The following is a 17,773-nucleotide window of genomic DNA, read 5'->3' as shown; positions in this document are numbered from 1 at the left end:
CAAATGGTAAAAAAGCACATCTTAAAGAATTTTCAAGATATTTTGACTTTGAAAAACATGGACAAAAATTCTTGATCACAGAAATTTATGATGTTCCATTGGAAAAAGAGGATCTAAGATCAAAAGGGAATCATTCTATTTATGTAAAATATATTGAGCTATTACTAATGAATCGATTAGCTCGTGAAGAGAATTTTACTTGCACAATAACAAGGAAAAGACTTTTTCAATTCTTAGGTCTAGTAAATGGCGAATTTTCAAACAAACCATACGATTTAATAAAGCAACAAAATAACCAAATCAGGACGTATGATTTAGACCATTTTTATCAAAGGGCATATCAGAAGTTAGACAAAATTTTATTTGATGCATTAAAAAATTTGAAAAATAGATGTCTGATTAGCTATTTTGAAGAAATAGTCATTATACAAAAGGATGAAGATGGAAAAACTTATACTACAATAGCAAATGATACTGAAATAAAATGTATTGATTCTGTAAAAAAACAAGTGTTAGATGAAATGGGATTAATTAGCTTGACACAAGTATTTTTAAAATTCAAGGGAGATAAATTTTATTCAAGAGTTGACTCCATTTTGAAAGAGCAATATAACTGGGAATATACATACAAGCAATTTAAATTAATATATACTCAGAAAAACATAATACAGGAAATCCCCAAAACAGAGTTGCAAATAGAAAAATTGAAACTGAATCAAAAAGTCATTGATGCAATGAACCAACAAGCAGAGAACAATTATAAAAGAAATAGAGATAAATATGATCGAGGGTACGAGAAGTTCATATCAAATTGGAATGGATTTGGGAGACCAATTGAAAGTAGCTTTAAGTGTTTTAAATACAATTATGATTATGTTGATATTCAAAAAGAATTAGCGAATTATCTTTTAAAAATTTAAAAAACATACAATTAAAAGGTATATTTAATATCAATCTATTTATATAACTTATAAATGTATGTTTTTAAAATTGGTATTTGTAATGCAATTTAAATCCTTGTTTACAGCGCGAAAAATAATAAGTTCGCGAAACGTAGTGTAGATAACTTATTATTATCGCGCTGTGCGTATACCGCAGTATACGCGATCCGCTTATCATAGAAAATAGTATAAATGACAATTAAAATCAAATATAAAACAGGACTGTCTATTCCAAGTGAAGTAGGCAGTTTTTTATTACCCAAAATCAAAATATAAGGAGAGTATATGGAATTTAAGAAACAGGAATGGACTCAATTTAGAAGTATGGATACACTTACTCAAAAAGCAGGAGTATCCAAAAACGATATACCAAAACTGGTCGCTAAGGAATTAACCGATAATGCACTGGATATTACAGACGACATTGAGGTTAAGTGTGATGGAAACAAATTATTTGTCTGGAATGGTGGTACTGGTATCCCGGCTGATCGAATTGCAGAATTATTTTCAATTAATCGCCCATTGGTATCAACAAAATTAATCAAACTTCCAACGAGAGGAGCTTTAGGCAATGGATTAAGAGTAGTAGTTGGAGCGGTTATTGCAACTGGCGGTGAATTATTTGTTTATTCAAATGGTGATAAATATAAAATAGATTCACTGGATGATGGTAGCTCAAAGGTTATGTATCTGGATCATTACCCGATAAGCGGGACTATGATTGAACTATCACTTGGAGATTATCCCATTGATGATTCTTGGGCACAGAATGCTGTCTACTATAATCGTGGTGAAAAATACAAAGGCAAAACATCAGCGTATTGGTATAATTCAGAAGGTTTCTATGAAATTACACAGGCATTTGATGGAACAGTGTATGATTTGGTTTCTGAGTTTGATGGCTGCACCGGTGCAAAAGCAGGACAAATTGCAAAGCTGTTTGACAAGAATTATAAAGCTCCAAATCTATCATTTGAAGATTCCGAATCATTGTTATCAGCAATCAGAGATCATTCTAAACCTGTCAAAGCTGATCGTTTAGGAGAGATTGGTGAAATTACAGATACTTTTTATTCTTCGGTTTCTGGTACATATGTGTTGCCAAGTACAAAAGGCAAGCTGTCGGCAGAAATACCATATAAAATTGAAGTGCTAATTTCACCCAGAACATATTCACAGGTTGATCTCCTGATCAATAAAAGTACGGCAATAAAATCACCCTATTTATTTACAGAAAAAAAGAAAATTGAAATTTGGGGTGTTGGAGTTCATTCTTTTATAAATTGTTTTGATAATATACAAATTACAATTAATGTGAATTCTCCGGTGATTCCAATTACATCTGACGGTAAGGAGCCAGACCTTACTCTAATGAAGGAAAGTATTGATTCTGCAATTCAGAAGACTGTCAGGAAATTTAAGGCGAAAAATAAAAGTATATCTGAAAGTACAGAAAATATAGGGTCACAAAAAGCAGTAGTCCTTGCCCACCTTGACGGAGCTATTTCCAAAGCAAGTGGCGATGGAACTATCCGATTTAGTGAAAGGCAGTTGTACTATGTTATCAGGCCATTTGTGATGCAAGAATTAAATAAAGAACTGGAATATGATTATTTTGGCACTGTCATTACCGATCATGAAAAAGAAAACGAAAATATAGATGGAATGTATCGAGATTGCCGGGGTAGTTTGTATACTCCCCACCTTCATCAAACTGTACCGATGGGTACTTTGACAGTGGAACAGTATCACCGACCGGAGTTCATTTTTAATAAGGTATTATATATTGAAAAGGAAGGACTTTTTGAAATTCTGAAAGATGTAAGATTTCCTGAGCGGTATGACTGTGCCTTGCTCACTTCCAAGGGCTATGCAAGCAGGGCAATCAAAGATTTATTAGACCTTTTGGGTGAAACTGATGAGGAACTTGAAGTGTATTGTATTCATGACTGCGATGCGGCGGGTACTATGATTTATCAGACATTAGTTGAAGAAACACAAGCCCGAGGAAAAAGGAAAGTCAATATTATTGATTTTGGTCTTAATCCAAAGGAAGCAACTGAGATGATGTTACCAGTAGAAAATGTTGAAAAGAAGGGTGCGGCTTCTGCAAGTAGTCTGGACAGGGAATCAAAACACTGGCTTGAAACCAATCGTGTGGAACTGAATGCTATGACATCTCCGCAATTTGTTACTTGGATTGAGGAAAAGTTTAATCAGTATGCATGTAGTAAAATTGTACCTCAAGAAGATGTTTTGAGAGGTGAATTGAAAAATAAACTGACATTTCAGGCAAAAGAGAAAATACAAGAAGAAATTCTGCAAGCTAATAATTATGAAAATAGAGTGGAGCAATATCTTCAGCCTCTTATTGGAGAAATATTTGAAACAAATCTGTCGCCCATTGTTTCCAAGCATTTTGAAACTCAACCTGCTGACTTATGGAAAGCGCCAATTTCAGCATTTGCTGAGAAAATGATATCCTTACATTAAAATTTATAGAAAATGAGTGGAAATTCATCAAGCTTAAAATACGATATGATTTCCATGATTTTTAAGGTGTAATAACAACTGTCTGCTCTTAGCTGGGTAGGCAGCTTTTATTTATATTCCATTGAGCATAATTTGCCATGTTACATGAAAATTTTCATAAAAGGGGGTGAAGTTAGCAAGATGAAAATCAGAACATGAATTTGCAAAATTTAAAGTAAAACTGAATAGTACGAATATTGGACTGTGCTGTCTACTCGTTATGGGTAGGCAGCTTTTTAATTGGAGGAAAAAAGAATGAGTTTTATGAGGTTACTTTTAACAGACACAGCGCATTTTTTCATTGGTCTACTTGGCTTTTTGATTTACGTTGGATTTTATATGGCAGTTTCATTCATGGTTAATAAGTTGGTTAGATGGTGTGATAAACACATCCCATTTGCTGAGATAGGCCAATTTTTCCAAAAACTGTGGTTCAAGGTTACGGGAGAGGAACAATAATGGAGTTTAGAAAAATTGCAATTGATAAATTAGTTCCTGCCGAATATAATCCACGAAAGAAGTTGCAGCCAGAAGATAAAGAATATGAAAAAATCAAAAACAGCATCAAAGAGTTTGGGTTTGCTGAACCGATCATAGTAAATTCTGATATGACAATTATCGGAGGCCATCAGCGATATTCTGTATTGAAAGATTTAGGCTATACCGAAATAGAGTGTGTTGTGCTTGAGATTGATAAAACCAAAGAAAAAGCATTGAACATTGCCCTCAATAAAATCAGCGGTGAATGGGATTTTGAACGGCTTTCCAAATTGCTTGATAATTTACAAAAACAGGACTACAGTGTGGAACTGACCGGCTTTGATATGAGTGAAGCGGAAAAGTTATGGGATGAATACTTAGGAGAACAGTCTGATACATCAAAAGATGATGAATTTGAAATTGAGCTGCCGGAAAAACCGGTTTCACAAAAAGGTGATGTCTGGCTCTTAGGGAAGCATCGACTGATGTGTGGTGACAGTACCGTTTTGGCAGATGTACAAAAATTGGCTAACGGTGGGGAGATAAAACTGATTTGTACTGATCCTCCATATAATGTAGATTATGGTGCGACTCAACATCCTAGTTGGAGAAAACGAAGTATTATGAATGATGCTATGGGGAAAGATGATTTTCATGACTTCCTATTCAAAGCATTTTCTAATATTGCATCTGTTGCAGAAAGTGGTGCCATGCTCTATTCCTTCATGTCGGCTCAAGAATGGGGAAATATGATGGATGTGCTTTCAGATTGCGGGTTTCACTGGTCGTCCACAATTATTTGGAATAAAGACAGGCTTGTACTGTCTCGAAAAGATTACCATACCAAATATGAACCAATATTTTATGGCTGGCTGGACAATGCACCAAGAATTCATCAGCTTGAGGACAGAACACAGTCAGATGTATGGGACTTTCAAAGGCCAAGTAAATCTGATTTGCATCCAACGATGAAGCCGATTGAATTGATGCAGAAAATGATTACAAACAGTTCCTATCGTGGGGAAACAGTTTTGGATTTGTTTGGAGGCAGTGGCACTACTCTGATTGCCTGTGAAAATACCGACCGAAAATCCTTATTGATGGAACTTGACCCACAATATGTGGATGTAATTGTGAAACGCTATATTGATAAAGTTGGCTCAGCAAATGAAGTCTTTCTCTTACGTGGCGATAAGAAAATCCCATATGAGCAGGTTCAAAAGCCGCTTGACTAATCTGCCCTTTGGAGTGATGAATGTCGTAAATTCAAAACTGGGAGGATTTTTATGGACAGACAGGAATTAGTTGATACTTTGAGAAATCTATCACAGCAGGCTGAACAGAATGATTTGAAAAAAGTGTTGATGCCGCAGATATTGCCAACCGATATGGCTGATTCCAAACGGATTGACGAATTGATGCTGACTGGAGAACTGCCGGAAACATTCACTTCATATGATATTCCGTTTCTCTTGCATTTCATTGCCGATATGATTGAAGAATAATTGGAAATTGGGGCGAACAGCCCCTTTTTCTTATGGTACGCAAATGTACTTGAATATATAAAATGATGCCCACACAGGCGAAACGTGGGGCAAAGAAAGGAGATGAACGCCATGAGCAGAAAAGGAATAGCAAATAAAATCAGTAAATATGATACGGACATAATACCCCGTTTGTCGGACATAAAAGAATGGATTGCCGAAGGAGACTCAGTTCGTGACATTTGCCACAAATTATCAATATCGCCGGATTCTTGGTACAGATATTGCAAAGATCATGAAACACTTTCTGAACTCGTGAATATGGGCAAGTGCCTGTTGAATCAGGACGTGGAAAAATCACTTTTCAAGTTGTGCATGGGATATGAGTTTGAAGAACTGAAAACCATCGTTGAAGAGGATAGAAACGGAAAGAAGCACACCAAGCTGGAAAAAACCAAGCGCCACCAGCCACCATCCGCACAGGCAATATCCTTTTTTCTTCGCAATCGATGCCCGGAGGAATGGTCGGATAAAAAGCAGTTGGTTCTTGATACCGCACAAAATGAGCAGGCTCGTAAAGAATTGTTCCTGCAAATGCTTTCTGATGAGCAGCCACCGGAAATTGCTGAAACTTCTGAAGATGATGAGAACTTGGAATGCGACTAATGATTTTTGCTGCTCATTACGGAATTAAGGTTATGTTGTTAGAATTATCTTGACTTAGCACCCACTTAGAGTGATTAATGTAGTACCGAAGGATGGTGCTATATATGATAAACTTTGATAATTTCCAGTTATATCTGATGCGTGAAGAGCGCAGTGAGAACACAATCTCCTGCTATTTGCGCGATGTAAAAAGTTTTTTTGTTTGGTATGGCAAAGAACCAGAGCGGATAACAGAGTTTGACCTCATTGCCTACAAGCGATACCTGCTTGCAAAAGAGAAAACAGTCATTACTTCCAATCGAAAGCTTGCCAGTGTCAATGCTTTTTGCCGATACCTATATGATGCAAGGTTACTGCCGGAAGCCTATGCCGCAAAGCTTACCAAGAGCCGAGATAAATGCAGTTATAAAGGCTTATCAGAGCAGGACTTGACCGCACTGCATGAAGCAATCCTGAAAAAAGGAAATCCGATGCATATCTGCATTGTCGAATTGCTTTTTGGAACCGGCGTTCGTGTGAGTGAACTGACAGGTTTGACCCTTAATGATATTGTCATAAGCGATACTGACAGTCATATCCGAGTGATTGGCAAAGGAATGGTCAACCGCACACTGCCCCTCAACGCTGTTGCAAAGCAAGCACTGGAGCAATACCTCGCAGTACGACCGGACAGCAGCACACAGCGGCTCCTATTGGGGCAACGTGGCGCACTGGGCAGAGGTGCTGTGGAGATTATCCTTTGTAACTATGGCAAAGCACTTGGCATTAAAGTTACACCTCATATGCTGCGCCATTCCCTTGCCTATAAGCTAATCAAAACAGGTACACCAATGACAACTATCCAACAAATTCTCGGCCATGAGAGTATTTTAACAACAAATTTGTACACGCAGACCACTGAGCAGGATAAGGCTGACGCTTTGCAAGGCTTGGCTTGGTAAACTGAATAGAATATATCAAGCGATGCTGGAAACAGTGTCGCTTTTTTTGTTGGGAGGGGTGCTTCTATCTACAAAAACGCGCCCCACAGCTGAAGCCCCGAAAATTTTTACAGTACAATTTTTTCAAAAAATAAAAAGGCAGGTGAAGTAATGACAAATGAAGATGACAGGCAAAATGCCTTATTGATGACCTATTTGAATAAATATTTTCCACAAGATAAAATGAAGCAATTAATTGAACAATTCACGTTTTCGGAGCTTAGAAAATTGCTTGGTGAAATTGATATTCAGTTTTTTGCATTGGTTTATTTCCCAAAGTACTTTGACCGTCCTTTTGGCAGCTTTCATAAAGAACTGTTTTCTGAATTAAAATATATGCTGGGTAACAGCGGGTTGATTGAAGCATTCGGATTGCCTCGTGAACACGGTAAAAGTACCATCAACTCATTCCTGTTCCCGCTCTATTCTACATTATATAATAAATCGCAGTTCACGCTTATTATCTCGGCAACCGAGCAGATTGCCCTGCCGTTTCTCGATATGATTAAGGATGAACTCGAAAACAATAAACTGCTGATTGAAGACTTCGACATTGAAAAGGGTAATCGATGGAACAACAATGAAATTTGGATAAGAGGTCGCGGCATTGATGCCTGCATTATGATTCGTGGTATTGATGGTTCCCTGCGTGGTATTCATTTTAAACAATTTCGCCCGCAGCTTGTGCTCCTCGATGATCTTTTGAAGGATGATACCGCAAAATCGGAAACCAAGCGTGAACAAGTGAAATCCACCTTTACTGATGTTGTCATTCCAATTGGCACAAAAGAAACAAACATCCTTGTGGTTGGCACAGTCCTTCATGAAGAAGATCTGATGGCAGAGCTTCTCAAGGGCAAAATCTCCGGGGTGAGAAGTATTCGAAAAGCAGCAATCCTATCATTTTCAGAGCGCGATGATTTATGGGGTGAATGGGAGCGGCTATATAACAATTTAAAGGATTTTGATCGCATCAATACTGCCAAGGCATATTTTGAGGATAACAAAGAAGCCATGCTGGAAGGTACTGAAATCTTGTGGCATGAATACCTCGATTACTATTATCTGATGTGCAAAAAGCAGTCTATGGGAGATAAGTCATTTTACAAGGAATTACAGAACGATCCTCGTTCCACTGATGATTATATTTTTCAGAATATCTCTATGTGGGACAGCCTACCAGATTACACTGATTTGGAGGTGGTCATGTATGTTGACCCTGCCATTAAAGCCGGAAAGCGTAATGACTATTCAGCAATTACAATACTTGGAAGGCAGGAGAAGACTGGTCAGATGTATGTCCTGGATGGCAGTATTTATAAGTTGCTGCCCGATGACCTTTTTCAGGTTGCCATTGAAAAACTGCAACAGTTCCCTATTGAAAAAGTTGGGTTTGAAGCAACGCAGGCGCAGAGCTATATGAAACAAAAATTTGAGGAAAGCCTATGGGAAAAACGAATTTTTACTCCAGTGGAAGAAGTCAATTCTAAAGGGCAAAAGCATGAGCGCATTATTACACTGGAGCCGGATATCAAACGTGGATTTATTCTTTTCAATCCTGCAAATGTGGCGTATAATAATCAAGTAAAGGATTATAACAAAGGTGCAAAGCATGATGACGCACCGGACAGCCTTTATGGTGCGGTACAATTGGTACAGGGTGTACAGAGCTTGAAATTCTTTGACAGAGGCCTGCTGTTTTAAGGGGATAACACGAATGATTTTCTTGGATGTGTTTAAAAATTGTTTGGAAGATATAAGGCAAGATTATTGTAATTTCCATTTTTACTGTGAAAGAGACTTTGTTTGGACTGTTCAAAAATATATCCAAAAGTATATGGATCATGATAGACTTCCATATAAGGTGTTCAATGACTTCCCAATTGAGTCCGGAGAAAAAAGAAGCAAAAGCGTTGATATTGCAGTTATTGCAAACAACTGCAATGACAAAGATATATTAATTGGAAAGGCACAAGCTGAATTTGTAATCGAGTTTAAATTCGAGCCTTCCAAGATGCGTAAAGATGAAATTTGCGTACATAAGCTGCCAGTTGTTGAATGGAGTGGAGTGTTAATCGATATAGATAGGATACACCGCTTTGTTGAAAATAAAAAAGCCAAATGTGGTGTTGCAATATTAATTGATGAATTTGGAAGACATAAAACATCTCATCATATTTTAAAAAGTAGCACCTGGATTGATTGGGGTAATTGCAATTCAGAACAACTCAATGTATCAGTTTTATATACTGAAGTTGAGTAAAAATGTGTTGATAAATTGAAGAGATTTCAGTATAATAACGGTAAGAAAGAGGTGCCGACATGGAGAGAAGTATAAAAATAAATGATAAAAACAAAAAAAATTTAAAGAGTACGATTGCGTCCTTCGCTGTTGAGGGTATCACTCCAAGCCGGGAAACATTGAAATATTGCCGGATGCGTGATGCCGGAAGAATTTCATGTAAGCAGGAAATAGAAGCTGTTACCAAGAAATATAGAGAGATGGCACAGCGGTAATGGGCGAGTTTTCTAAATATGAAGTTTATGTTGATTCATGGTCGCTTTACTATTATAAAGACGTACCTGTGTTACGCAATAAAATGCATATAAAAGATGAAAAATTGCTTAAAATGGCTGAGAACGAAATTACTTTTAAAAAGGCCTATGAGTTGACTCACCAACCGATTACAGGACGCTTTGGTATAACTCATTTATTTCGTATTCATAAGTTTATATTTGAGGATATTTATTCTTTCGCCGGAAGAATCCGTTATGAAGATATATCCAAAGGGCAGACAAGATTTTGTCCGATACAATATATAGACAGAGAACTAAAGGCGCTTTTCAATAAATTGAAAGCTGACAACTTTTTAGCTGGGTTAGATGAAGAAGTGTTTTTTGAAAAGCTTACCTATTATATGACAGAATTAAATATTATTCATCCGTTTCGAGAAGGGAACGGAAGAGCAATACGAGAATTTATCAGAGAACTGGCACTCAAAAACGGTTATGCCATTCATTGGGACAAAGTTTCAAAGCAAGAGCTGTTGGACGCTTCTATTGCGTCCGTGTTTGAACCGGAGCATCTTCAGCATTGTTTAATTCAGTGTGCTGAAAAAATAGTTTAAATCATATTGGGCTTCTTCGGAAGTCCTTTTTTCTGCCAATTTTTGAAAGGAGAGGATTATTTGGAAGTAAATGAAGACCTCATCAGGCTTTGTCTTGATGAGCTAAATACTCAAGCAAAACAAAAGTTAAAATATAAGTATTATTATGATGGCGACCATAATATTCTGCACGATTACGATATGCAGGATAGCCGCAGCAACCGAAAATTGATATTCAACTTCCCACGGAAATTTGTGGATAACGAAACCGGGTACCTTTTGGGTAAGCCGGTTAATTTTATATCCAAAACCGATAATAAAGCTGTGGTGGACTGTGTTGACCACAACATTTCTCACTGGGACAAAGAACATAATCTCAATCTAAGAAAGCAATCGGAAATCTTTGGTGAAAGCTATGAACTGGATTACATCAATACAGATGGTGAATTCTGTGGGACAGTGTTGACTCCACTCAATTGCTATTGCTTAGAGGATGGCTCTGCCGACCGAAATGTCATCCTTGCTCTGCACCAATTTAAGAAGCCTTTTGATTCCAATCTTTATGTGGATGTTTATACCGATACGCAAATTATGCATTATGAAATTGGTGATGCAGATTCATTGGGCACAGTCAGTTCAGGGGAAAATCTGAACTATTTGGGTAGCCATCCTCATATTTTCGGCAGGGTACCGGTAATTGTCTGCCCCGCTAATTCTGATCGCAAAAGCGGATTTGAAGATGTGGTTTCTTTGTTTGATGCCTATAATGCTATTAATTCGGATTTAGTGAACGAGATTGCGGATCACAGAAATGCCTATCTTGTTATTGAAAATGCCAAACTAGAAGATGATGATTTGAAGAAAATGAAAAGTATGGGCATTATTCAGGTGCCGAAGGGCGGTAAGGTTTCTTGGCTCACCAAAGATATTAATGATAGCTTTGTGCAGAACGAATTAGAAAATATTGAACGTAAAATCTATGACATGATGGATGAGGTCAATTTCAATGAGAATTGGGCAGCCAATACCTCATCCTTAGCTTTGCGCAATAAACTGCTGAATCTGGAAAATCGGGTGTCTATGCGAGAAGCCTTTATGGAACGGGTAATCAAAGAGCGGCTCAGAAATCTGTTTGTTTTCATTGCTAAAAAAGAAGGTATTACTTATGATTACCGGGATGTCACCGTAAAGTTCACAAGAAATCTGCCAACCGATTTGACAGGGCTTGCAGATGTGATTGTCAAACTTGAAAATGTCTGCTCGCAGGAAACACTCCTTACTTTGCTGCCCTTTGTAGAGAATCCCAAAATTGAACTTAATAAATATCAGGCAGAGCAAAAACAAAAGGCAGAGAATACTACGGATACAGAACCGACGATTACACAATAAAACAATATTTCAGGCACTTTCATAGCAGGGTAGGGTAATTATACCTCCCCTGTTTTTTTATTGCCTGAAACAACGCGAAACACAATATTACACACATGTGAAAATTGCCAATAAATCCAGTATTCATTGGATTTTTCGGCTTTTATCATAAAAATTAATTTGCCCGTTTTAAGGGGGTGAGGGAGATGATACTACTTGGCAAGAATCAGCGATTCTGATAAATCAGATTTGGAGTTTTGGATGGATGAAAAAGGCAATATCAAATATTTTAAAAAGTGCGCTCGCTGTGCAAATCCCTGCAAACAATCCTACCGATGCAAAGAGGTCGATTGCCCACGCTATAAACGCAGATAAAAGTTGTCCTTGGTAAGACGTTAAACTGCCAAAGTACGTATCCGGTTCTTCTTGAGTCGGATGGGTAAATTTAAAGGAGGAAAAAATCATGACACTTGATGAAGTAAAACAGTATTTCAGTGAAAACAAAGACAGTGAGGAAACCAAAGCATATCTTCAGGGGCTTATTACCGTTGAAGGGGTGCAAAATTTCATGGAAACGCAGGATGGCAAATCGTGGCTGGATTCTGTGAAAGACAAACATTTGCAAAAAGGTCTTGAAACTTGGAAAGCCAACAATCTGCAAAAGGAAATCGACAAAAAAATAGCAGAACTTTACCCGGAGGAATCCGAAGAGAAAAAACAGCTTCGGGCATTGAATTCCAAAATTGAAAAGATGGAGCAGGAAAAGCAGCGAGAAATTCTCAAAAATAAGGCTTTGACCGTTGCAGCGGAGAAAAAGTTACCTATTACTAATATTGTTGATTTGCTATTAGGTAAAGATGAAGAATCCACGCTCGAAAACATCGGCAGGATTGAAACTGTTTTCGGTGATTCCGTTCAGTCGGCAGTGGAAGAAAGGCTCAAAAGCAATTCCTATGTTCCACCTCAAAGCAAGGAACAGGAACCAAAAGTTAAGAATCTGGGCGATGCCCTCAAAAATTATTATACGAAAAACAACAACTAAATTTAAAAAGGAGAAATGATTATTATGGCAGTAACATTACAACAGGCAAAACTTGACTCACAGGATGATATTCAAAAAGGTGTTATCGATGAATTCAGAAAAAGTTCGTATATTCTCGACAATATTACTTTTGACAATGCGGTAACGCCCGGAACCAATGGAGCTACGCTTACATATGGTTACACGAGGTTAATTACCCAGCCGACAGCGGCTTTCAGAGCAATTAACACGGAATATACTTCACAGGAAGTCACCAAGGACAGGTTTACAGTGGAACTCAAGCCATTCGGTGGTTCTTTTGCAGTAGACCGGATTGTTGCCAATACCGGTGGATTGGTCGATGAGGTGAATTTACAGGTTCAGCAAAAGGTGAAAGCGGCAAAGGCTTTGTTTCACGATACCATTATTAATGGTGATTCCGCAATCAATGTGAATTCGTTTGACGGATTGAATAAAGCGGTAACCGGCTCTACCACTGAGTATGCAGTGAATAAGACAATTGACTTATCAAGCACTTCTGCGGTGGATACCAATTACAAGCAGTTCCTTGATATGCTGGATGAATTCCTGTCCAACCTTGATGCAACGCCCACATTCCTTGGCGGCAACTCGAAACTGATTACCAAAATTAAGTCAGTTGCAAGACGAGCGGGATATTTAACACAAAGTGAGGATGCTTTCGGTAGAAAGGTAGATGCCTATGACGGAATTCCACTTGTGGATTTGGGTGCAAAGGTTGGCAGCAATGATCCGGTTGTATCCATTGTTGATACCCGAAAACCCGATGGAACCAATGCAGTAACCGGATTAACTGACCTTTATGCTGCAAGGCTGGCTCTTGACGGTTTCCATGCTGTTTCCCTTGCAAATCAGGATTTGGTGAAAATTTGGCTTCCTGACTTCAGCACTTCAGGCGCAGTGAAAACCGGAGAAGTAGAAATGGTTGCTGCGGTAGCACTAAAGGCAACAAAGAGCGCCGGTGTATTCAGAAATATTAAAGTAATATAACGGAGGATATGATATGGCGAGGATATACTCTAAAAACGAAAAGTATAACGGTATATCCGCAGGAATCAACTTTGTAAACGGGGTGGGGGTCTCAACGGACTCCCGCCTTCTTTCTTGGTTTGAAGAAAACGGATATTACATTTTACCAGAGTTGGAAGAAATGAATTATAAGGAATTGACCGAATATGCAAAATCAAAAGGACTTAACGGAATCGGTATGAAAAAAGAGGAACTTCTGCATATACTGAAAGAAACGGAGGAACCAAATGCTTGAACTTGTAAAGATGTTGCTCGGTATCGACAGCACAGATACATCAAAGGACAAAGTTTTGGATCACTATATTACTCAGGCAAATAAAATGGCTCTGCTTTATTGCAATGTTGCGGCCTTAGTGGGTTATGACGATACGGTTGCAGAATTGGCTGTTTATTTGTACAAAAATAGGGACAGCAAAGGTTATACGCAGAAAACCGAAGGAGAAAAGAGCGTTGCATTTGAATTGGGTATCCCTGAGTCAATTAAGGCAGCACTGCCTGTTCCCAAAATAACAGTGGGGGTGGCAGATGTTTAAAGATACACAGATTCAAATACTGAATGGTTCCTTTCAACAGATTGCTGAAACCGATGCGGACATACAGCCGTTTGAAAAAACCATGACTTTTGAGGATGGCATTGATATTGAAATTACAAAAAGAGCATTCTGTGAAGCTCTTCCTCAAATAGACGACCAGTCCTATTTAAAGAACAGCAGTAAGCTTTATAAAGTTATGAAGATAAAGCCTTACAGCGATTATTTAGAACTTTGGCTCTATGAATGTGAGCGTGGCGCGATATGAATCGTATTGAAAAATTGTGGAACTTCTTTCAATTTGAAAAAGGTCAACAGATCACGATTAATGGAGTACAAAATTTTGGTATCATAAGCAGTGCAAGTGAAAATCCAACCTATTATGATGATCAATATTTACGAACCGATGTACCCATTACAACCGGAGATATCATCGTATATCAGAACAAAAAGTGGGTCGTCATTTCTCAGCCGGAAGAAAACAGTAAAACTTATCGTGCCAAAATAAGAGAAAGCGATTTTGTAATAAAAGTGTATATCGGCGAAATTCTCCATGAGTTTGATTCCATGATTGATTCCGTCGGTGCTTATGTTGAAAATGGGAAAGTAATCAATACTGCCGCCGGAGAAATTATTGTTACAGTGCCATCAAATGAGTATTCCGATAAAATTGAAATCAATGCGAGGTTCATCAAGCTTGGCTACGCTTGGAAAGTCAGTGGCGTTGACCGGAGTAAAAAGGGTCTCAATATGATTCATGCCGACAAAGACGTGTTTATAGATGATGACGATAAGCAGAATGAAATTGCCGATTATTATAAGCACAACCATCAATATGCAATTACGGTTTCGAATCAACAGCCAATTGAGGTGACTGTAGGTGGAACTACACAGCTTATTTTAATTGTCACTGATAAAGGCAGTCAGGTTTCAACCCTGCCGCAAATTATCTGCACATCATCCAATGAAGCAATTGCAACAGTCAGCAATACTGGGTTAATAACCGGAATTTCCAATGGCGAGGCATCAATTACCGCTGTTGTTTCCGGGTATCCTCAAGCAGCGGTGACTGTATCCACAAAGGTAACCGGAACGGTAACGCCAAGCTACTCGGTAGAGATTACCTTCAAAAACACTGCTGAAATAAGAGTCGGCGGTTATCCAAAGCCATTTACCGCTGTTGTTTATGAAAACGGCACAGCTATTACCACAAAATCGGTGACTTGGTCGGTGAAAAACAAAGATTACACCGGAGATGTCATGGCAACATTGTCTGATATGACAGGTACAACCTGCAAACTGGCTGCGCTTAATAACAATGCTTATATTGGGCATAGCGTAATACTTACCGCCACACTGTCAGATGACAGCACTGTATTTTACGATCTCAATGTTTTAATTATTTCATATACGTAAAGCAGATAGAGAAATGGGAAAACACATTCCTCCAAAATATGAGTACAAGAATTCCTACCGCTAGGAAATTACAATATTATAAAAATATAAAACAGAAATAGAAGGAGAAATTTATATATGCCAAGACTCAGAACATTAACAGAAACTTATAATTACATAAAAGAACAAGATAACGAAACCGCCATTACCCCTAATGCACTGCGCCGTATGGTGGTGTCGGGTCAGATCCCCTGCGTGAAAGCGGGCAAAAAATATCTGATTGACCTCGATGTATTGTTTGAATATCTCAAGGGAACCAAGCCGGAAGACGTGCTGCCGGGCTACAAAAATCCTTTGAAAATAATTCAATAAAATCAAAAAATAAACATCAAAATCAACTTGCTAATTGTAGGTGTCAGAGGTAACATGGTGTCCACAAAAGCAAAAAATCAATAAAAGGAGATATTCAAATGGCATCAATTAGGGAGCGCAATGGCGCTTACTTTATTATGGTCAGCACTGGTTATGATACTACTGGCAAACAAATCCGAAAGACAATGACGTGGAAACCAGAAGAAGGCATGACCGAAAGACAAATTGAAAAGGCGCTAAACGAGCAATCGGTAATGTTCGAAAAAAAGGTAATGTCCGGGCAGGTATTGGATGGAAGCGTTACCTTTGCGGAATTCACGGAGCGATGGTGCAGGGATTATGCCGAAGTCAACCTTTCTCCCAAAACCTATGCAAGGTATCAGTCCATGCTGAAGCGTATTTTACCGGCGATTGGGCATATCAAGTTGGATAAGCTTCAACCCCATCACCTAATGGAACTTTACAAGGATATGGGCAGTGATATTAACCATCGTGGATTATCGTTTTTAGCAACTGATGATTTGCTGGAGGCATTTGAGGAAAAAGGGTATACAAGGGACACTCTTTCAAAATTAACCGATATTCACTTAAATACCATTTATAATGTTTTTAAGAATAAGCCAGTAGCCGAGCAAACCGCGCGTAAAGTGTGTGGAGTGCTCGGCATTCTTTTTGAAGAGGGATTTGAACCTTCAAAGCCAATCAATGGTTTATCAAACAAAACAATTAAGCACCATCATCGACTGATATCGGCAATCCTGAATCAAGCAGTCTTTTGGCAGGTCATCCCCAGTAATCCGGCTTCTAGGGTGAAGCCTCCAAAGGTGGCGAGAACTGAAGCGAAATATCTCGATGAAAAGCAAACGGCAGAACTACTTAGGCTTTTGGAACCTGAATCAGTGCCGCATCAGACGATGATAAAAATGTTTTTATACAGTGGCCTTCGTAGAGGTGAAATGTGCGGCCTTGAATGGAAAGATATTGATTTTGAAAACCATTTGATTACGGTACGCCGTTCTTCCCAATATGTTGCAGGTAAAGGCATTTACACCAAAGAAACCAAAACTGAAACTTCCGACCGCACGATTAAACTACCCTCACAGGCTTTTGAGGTTTTGAAAGGATACAAGATTTGGCAAACAGAGAAACGTTTGAAAATGGGCGACAGGTGGGAAGTTTCCGACCGAATCTTTACGCAGTGTGACGGCAAGCCAATCCACCCGGATTCCATTACCGGTTGGTTCCGCGAGTTTATTGCCAAGACTGATTTACCGCAGATAACGATACATTCGCTTCGACATACCAATATTACTTTGTTGATTGCAGCGGGTGTTCCATTGCGAACAGTATCATACCGAGCAGGTCACGCGCAAACTTCCACTACAGAAAATATTTATGCTCATGCCATTAAAACGGCTGATGAAATGGCAGCAGATGCATTGGATGATATTTTGACACCAAGGGGAATTACAAGAAGATTAGGGTAAAAGTGAATAAAGCAACAAATGAGAGCCGGTATGGAAGTTGATCATTCAATTTCTGTACCGGCCTATTTTATTGTGAATATATAGGTTATGTCCAATATTCAACATTGAAATCTGTGGCTTAGAAAAAGTCCATCTGATAATGTAATACCTTAAAGAAATTTAGCAATTAATTGTGAAATATAACCATTTGTGGTATGCTATTCTTAATTAAAATCAAATATGCAATAATGCAATATGTAAGATATAAATTTGGTAAGGAAAGCTCAAGTAGGAGGAAACTCATAAGTTTCAAAATCTGCAAGAGCGATGCACCTTCTATTTCTCCGCGAAAATTACAAAGGC

The 17,773-nt window shown here is 38.4% G+C and carries 20 protein-coding genes; all 20 read left to right on the top strand.

Annotated features, from left to right (window positions below):
• Positions 1 to 98 precede the first annotated feature (98 nt).
• The 20 genes from J5W02_RS06635 to J5W02_RS06540 all read left to right on the top strand — a co-directional run bounded on the left by J5W02_RS06635 (position 99) and on the right by J5W02_RS06540 (position 17,431).
• Positions 99 to 920 carry a hypothetical protein gene (locus J5W02_RS06635; RefSeq protein ID WP_219964889.1) on the top strand — a complete coding sequence of 274 codons (822 nt, stop codon included), beginning with the start codon at positions 99 to 101 and terminating at the stop codon, positions 918 to 920.
• 306 nt (positions 921 to 1,226) lie between these two features.
• Complete coding sequence (locus J5W02_RS06630) at positions 1,227 to 3,434, top strand: hypothetical protein (protein ID WP_219964888.1); 2,208 nt, start codon at positions 1,227 to 1,229, stop codon at positions 3,432 to 3,434.
• A gap of 294 nt (positions 3,435 to 3,728) precedes the next feature.
• Positions 3,729 to 3,932 (top strand): hypothetical protein, encoded by a 204-nt coding sequence (locus J5W02_RS06625; protein WP_219964887.1) that lies wholly within the window; start codon positions 3,729 to 3,731, stop codon positions 3,930 to 3,932.
• On the top strand, positions 3,932 to 5,188 hold the full coding sequence (locus tag J5W02_RS06620) for a site-specific DNA-methyltransferase (RefSeq protein ID WP_219964886.1): 1,257 nt from the start codon (positions 3,932 to 3,934) through the stop codon (positions 5,186 to 5,188). The genes J5W02_RS06625 and J5W02_RS06620 overlap by 1 nt, the downstream gene beginning before the upstream one ends.
• Positions 5,189 to 5,239: 51 nt before the next feature.
• A complete protein-coding gene (locus tag J5W02_RS06615; protein WP_219964885.1) occupies positions 5,240 to 5,458 on the top strand; it encodes a hypothetical protein in 219 nt (72 codons plus the stop codon).
• Between the two features lie 111 nt (positions 5,459 to 5,569).
• Positions 5,570 to 6,103, top strand: coding sequence for a hypothetical protein (locus J5W02_RS06610; protein WP_219964884.1), 534 nt, complete (start codon positions 5,570 to 5,572; stop codon positions 6,101 to 6,103).
• A gap of 104 nt (positions 6,104 to 6,207) precedes the next feature.
• Positions 6,208 to 7,044: a tyrosine-type recombinase/integrase gene (locus J5W02_RS06605; RefSeq protein WP_219964883.1), complete on the top strand. Its 837-nt coding sequence runs from the start codon at positions 6,208 to 6,210 to the stop codon at positions 7,042 to 7,044.
• Between the two features lie 150 nt (positions 7,045 to 7,194).
• Positions 7,195 to 8,787, top strand: coding sequence for a phage terminase large subunit (gene terL / locus J5W02_RS06600; protein WP_219964882.1), 1,593 nt, complete (start codon positions 7,195 to 7,197; stop codon positions 8,785 to 8,787).
• A gap of 13 nt (positions 8,788 to 8,800) precedes the next feature.
• Positions 8,801 to 9,346, top strand: a complete 546-nt coding sequence (locus J5W02_RS06595; protein WP_219964881.1) for a hypothetical protein — start codon at positions 8,801 to 8,803, stop codon at positions 9,344 to 9,346.
• A 59-nt stretch (positions 9,347 to 9,405) separates the two neighbouring features.
• Positions 9,406 to 9,600 (top strand): hypothetical protein, encoded by a 195-nt coding sequence (locus J5W02_RS06590; protein WP_219964880.1) that lies wholly within the window; start codon positions 9,406 to 9,408, stop codon positions 9,598 to 9,600.
• Entirely contained in the window at positions 9,600 to 10,211 is a 612-nt protein-coding gene (locus tag J5W02_RS06585) for a Fic/DOC family protein (protein ID WP_219964879.1), read from the top strand. Before J5W02_RS06590 ends, J5W02_RS06585 begins: the two co-directional genes overlap by 1 nt.
• A gap of 60 nt (positions 10,212 to 10,271) precedes the next feature.
• Positions 10,272 to 11,579 (top strand): phage portal protein, encoded by a 1,308-nt coding sequence (locus J5W02_RS06580; protein WP_219964878.1) that lies wholly within the window; start codon positions 10,272 to 10,274, stop codon positions 11,577 to 11,579.
• Positions 11,580 to 12,021: 442 nt separating this feature from the next.
• The gene (locus tag J5W02_RS06575) at positions 12,022 to 12,600 is read left to right on the top strand and encodes a DUF4355 domain-containing protein (protein ID WP_219964877.1); all 579 of its coding nucleotides are present in this window, start codon (positions 12,022 to 12,024) and stop codon (positions 12,598 to 12,600) included.
• Positions 12,601 to 12,615: 15 nt separating this feature from the next.
• The gene (locus tag J5W02_RS06570) at positions 12,616 to 13,608 is read left to right on the top strand and encodes a major capsid protein (protein ID WP_255575609.1); all 993 of its coding nucleotides are present in this window, start codon (positions 12,616 to 12,618) and stop codon (positions 13,606 to 13,608) included.
• Positions 13,609 to 13,621: 13 nt separating this feature from the next.
• The gene (locus tag J5W02_RS06565; protein WP_219964876.1) at positions 13,622 to 13,882 is read left to right on the top strand and encodes a Rho termination factor N-terminal domain-containing protein; all 261 of its coding nucleotides are present in this window, start codon (positions 13,622 to 13,624) and stop codon (positions 13,880 to 13,882) included.
• Entirely contained in the window at positions 13,875 to 14,180 is a 306-nt protein-coding gene (locus tag J5W02_RS06560; protein ID WP_219964875.1) for a phage head-tail connector protein, read from the top strand. The genes J5W02_RS06565 and J5W02_RS06560 overlap by 8 nt, the downstream gene beginning before the upstream one ends.
• A complete protein-coding gene (locus J5W02_RS06555; RefSeq protein WP_219964874.1) occupies positions 14,173 to 14,445 on the top strand; it encodes a hypothetical protein in 273 nt (90 codons plus the stop codon). The genes J5W02_RS06560 and J5W02_RS06555 overlap by 8 nt, the downstream gene beginning before the upstream one ends.
• A complete protein-coding gene (locus tag J5W02_RS06550) occupies positions 14,442 to 15,593 on the top strand; it encodes an Ig-like domain-containing protein (RefSeq protein ID WP_219964873.1) in 1,152 nt (383 codons plus the stop codon). Before J5W02_RS06555 ends, J5W02_RS06550 begins: the two co-directional genes overlap by 4 nt.
• Positions 15,594 to 15,710: 117 nt before the next feature.
• A complete protein-coding gene (locus J5W02_RS06545; protein ID WP_219964834.1) occupies positions 15,711 to 15,944 on the top strand; it encodes a MerR family transcriptional regulator in 234 nt (77 codons plus the stop codon).
• Between the two features lie 98 nt (positions 15,945 to 16,042).
• On the top strand, positions 16,043 to 17,431 hold the full coding sequence (locus tag J5W02_RS06540; protein WP_219964872.1) for a tyrosine-type recombinase/integrase: 1,389 nt from the start codon (positions 16,043 to 16,045) through the stop codon (positions 17,429 to 17,431).
• The last annotated feature ends 342 nt before the right edge of the window (positions 17,432 to 17,773 follow it).

The organism is Caproiciproducens faecalis, assembly GCF_019448085.1.
GTDB lineage: Bacteria > Bacillota > Clostridia > Oscillospirales > Acutalibacteraceae > Caproiciproducens > Caproiciproducens faecalis.
Note: the sequence above shows the minus strand (reverse complement) of the source record. Positions and strands in the feature narration are given on the sequence as shown.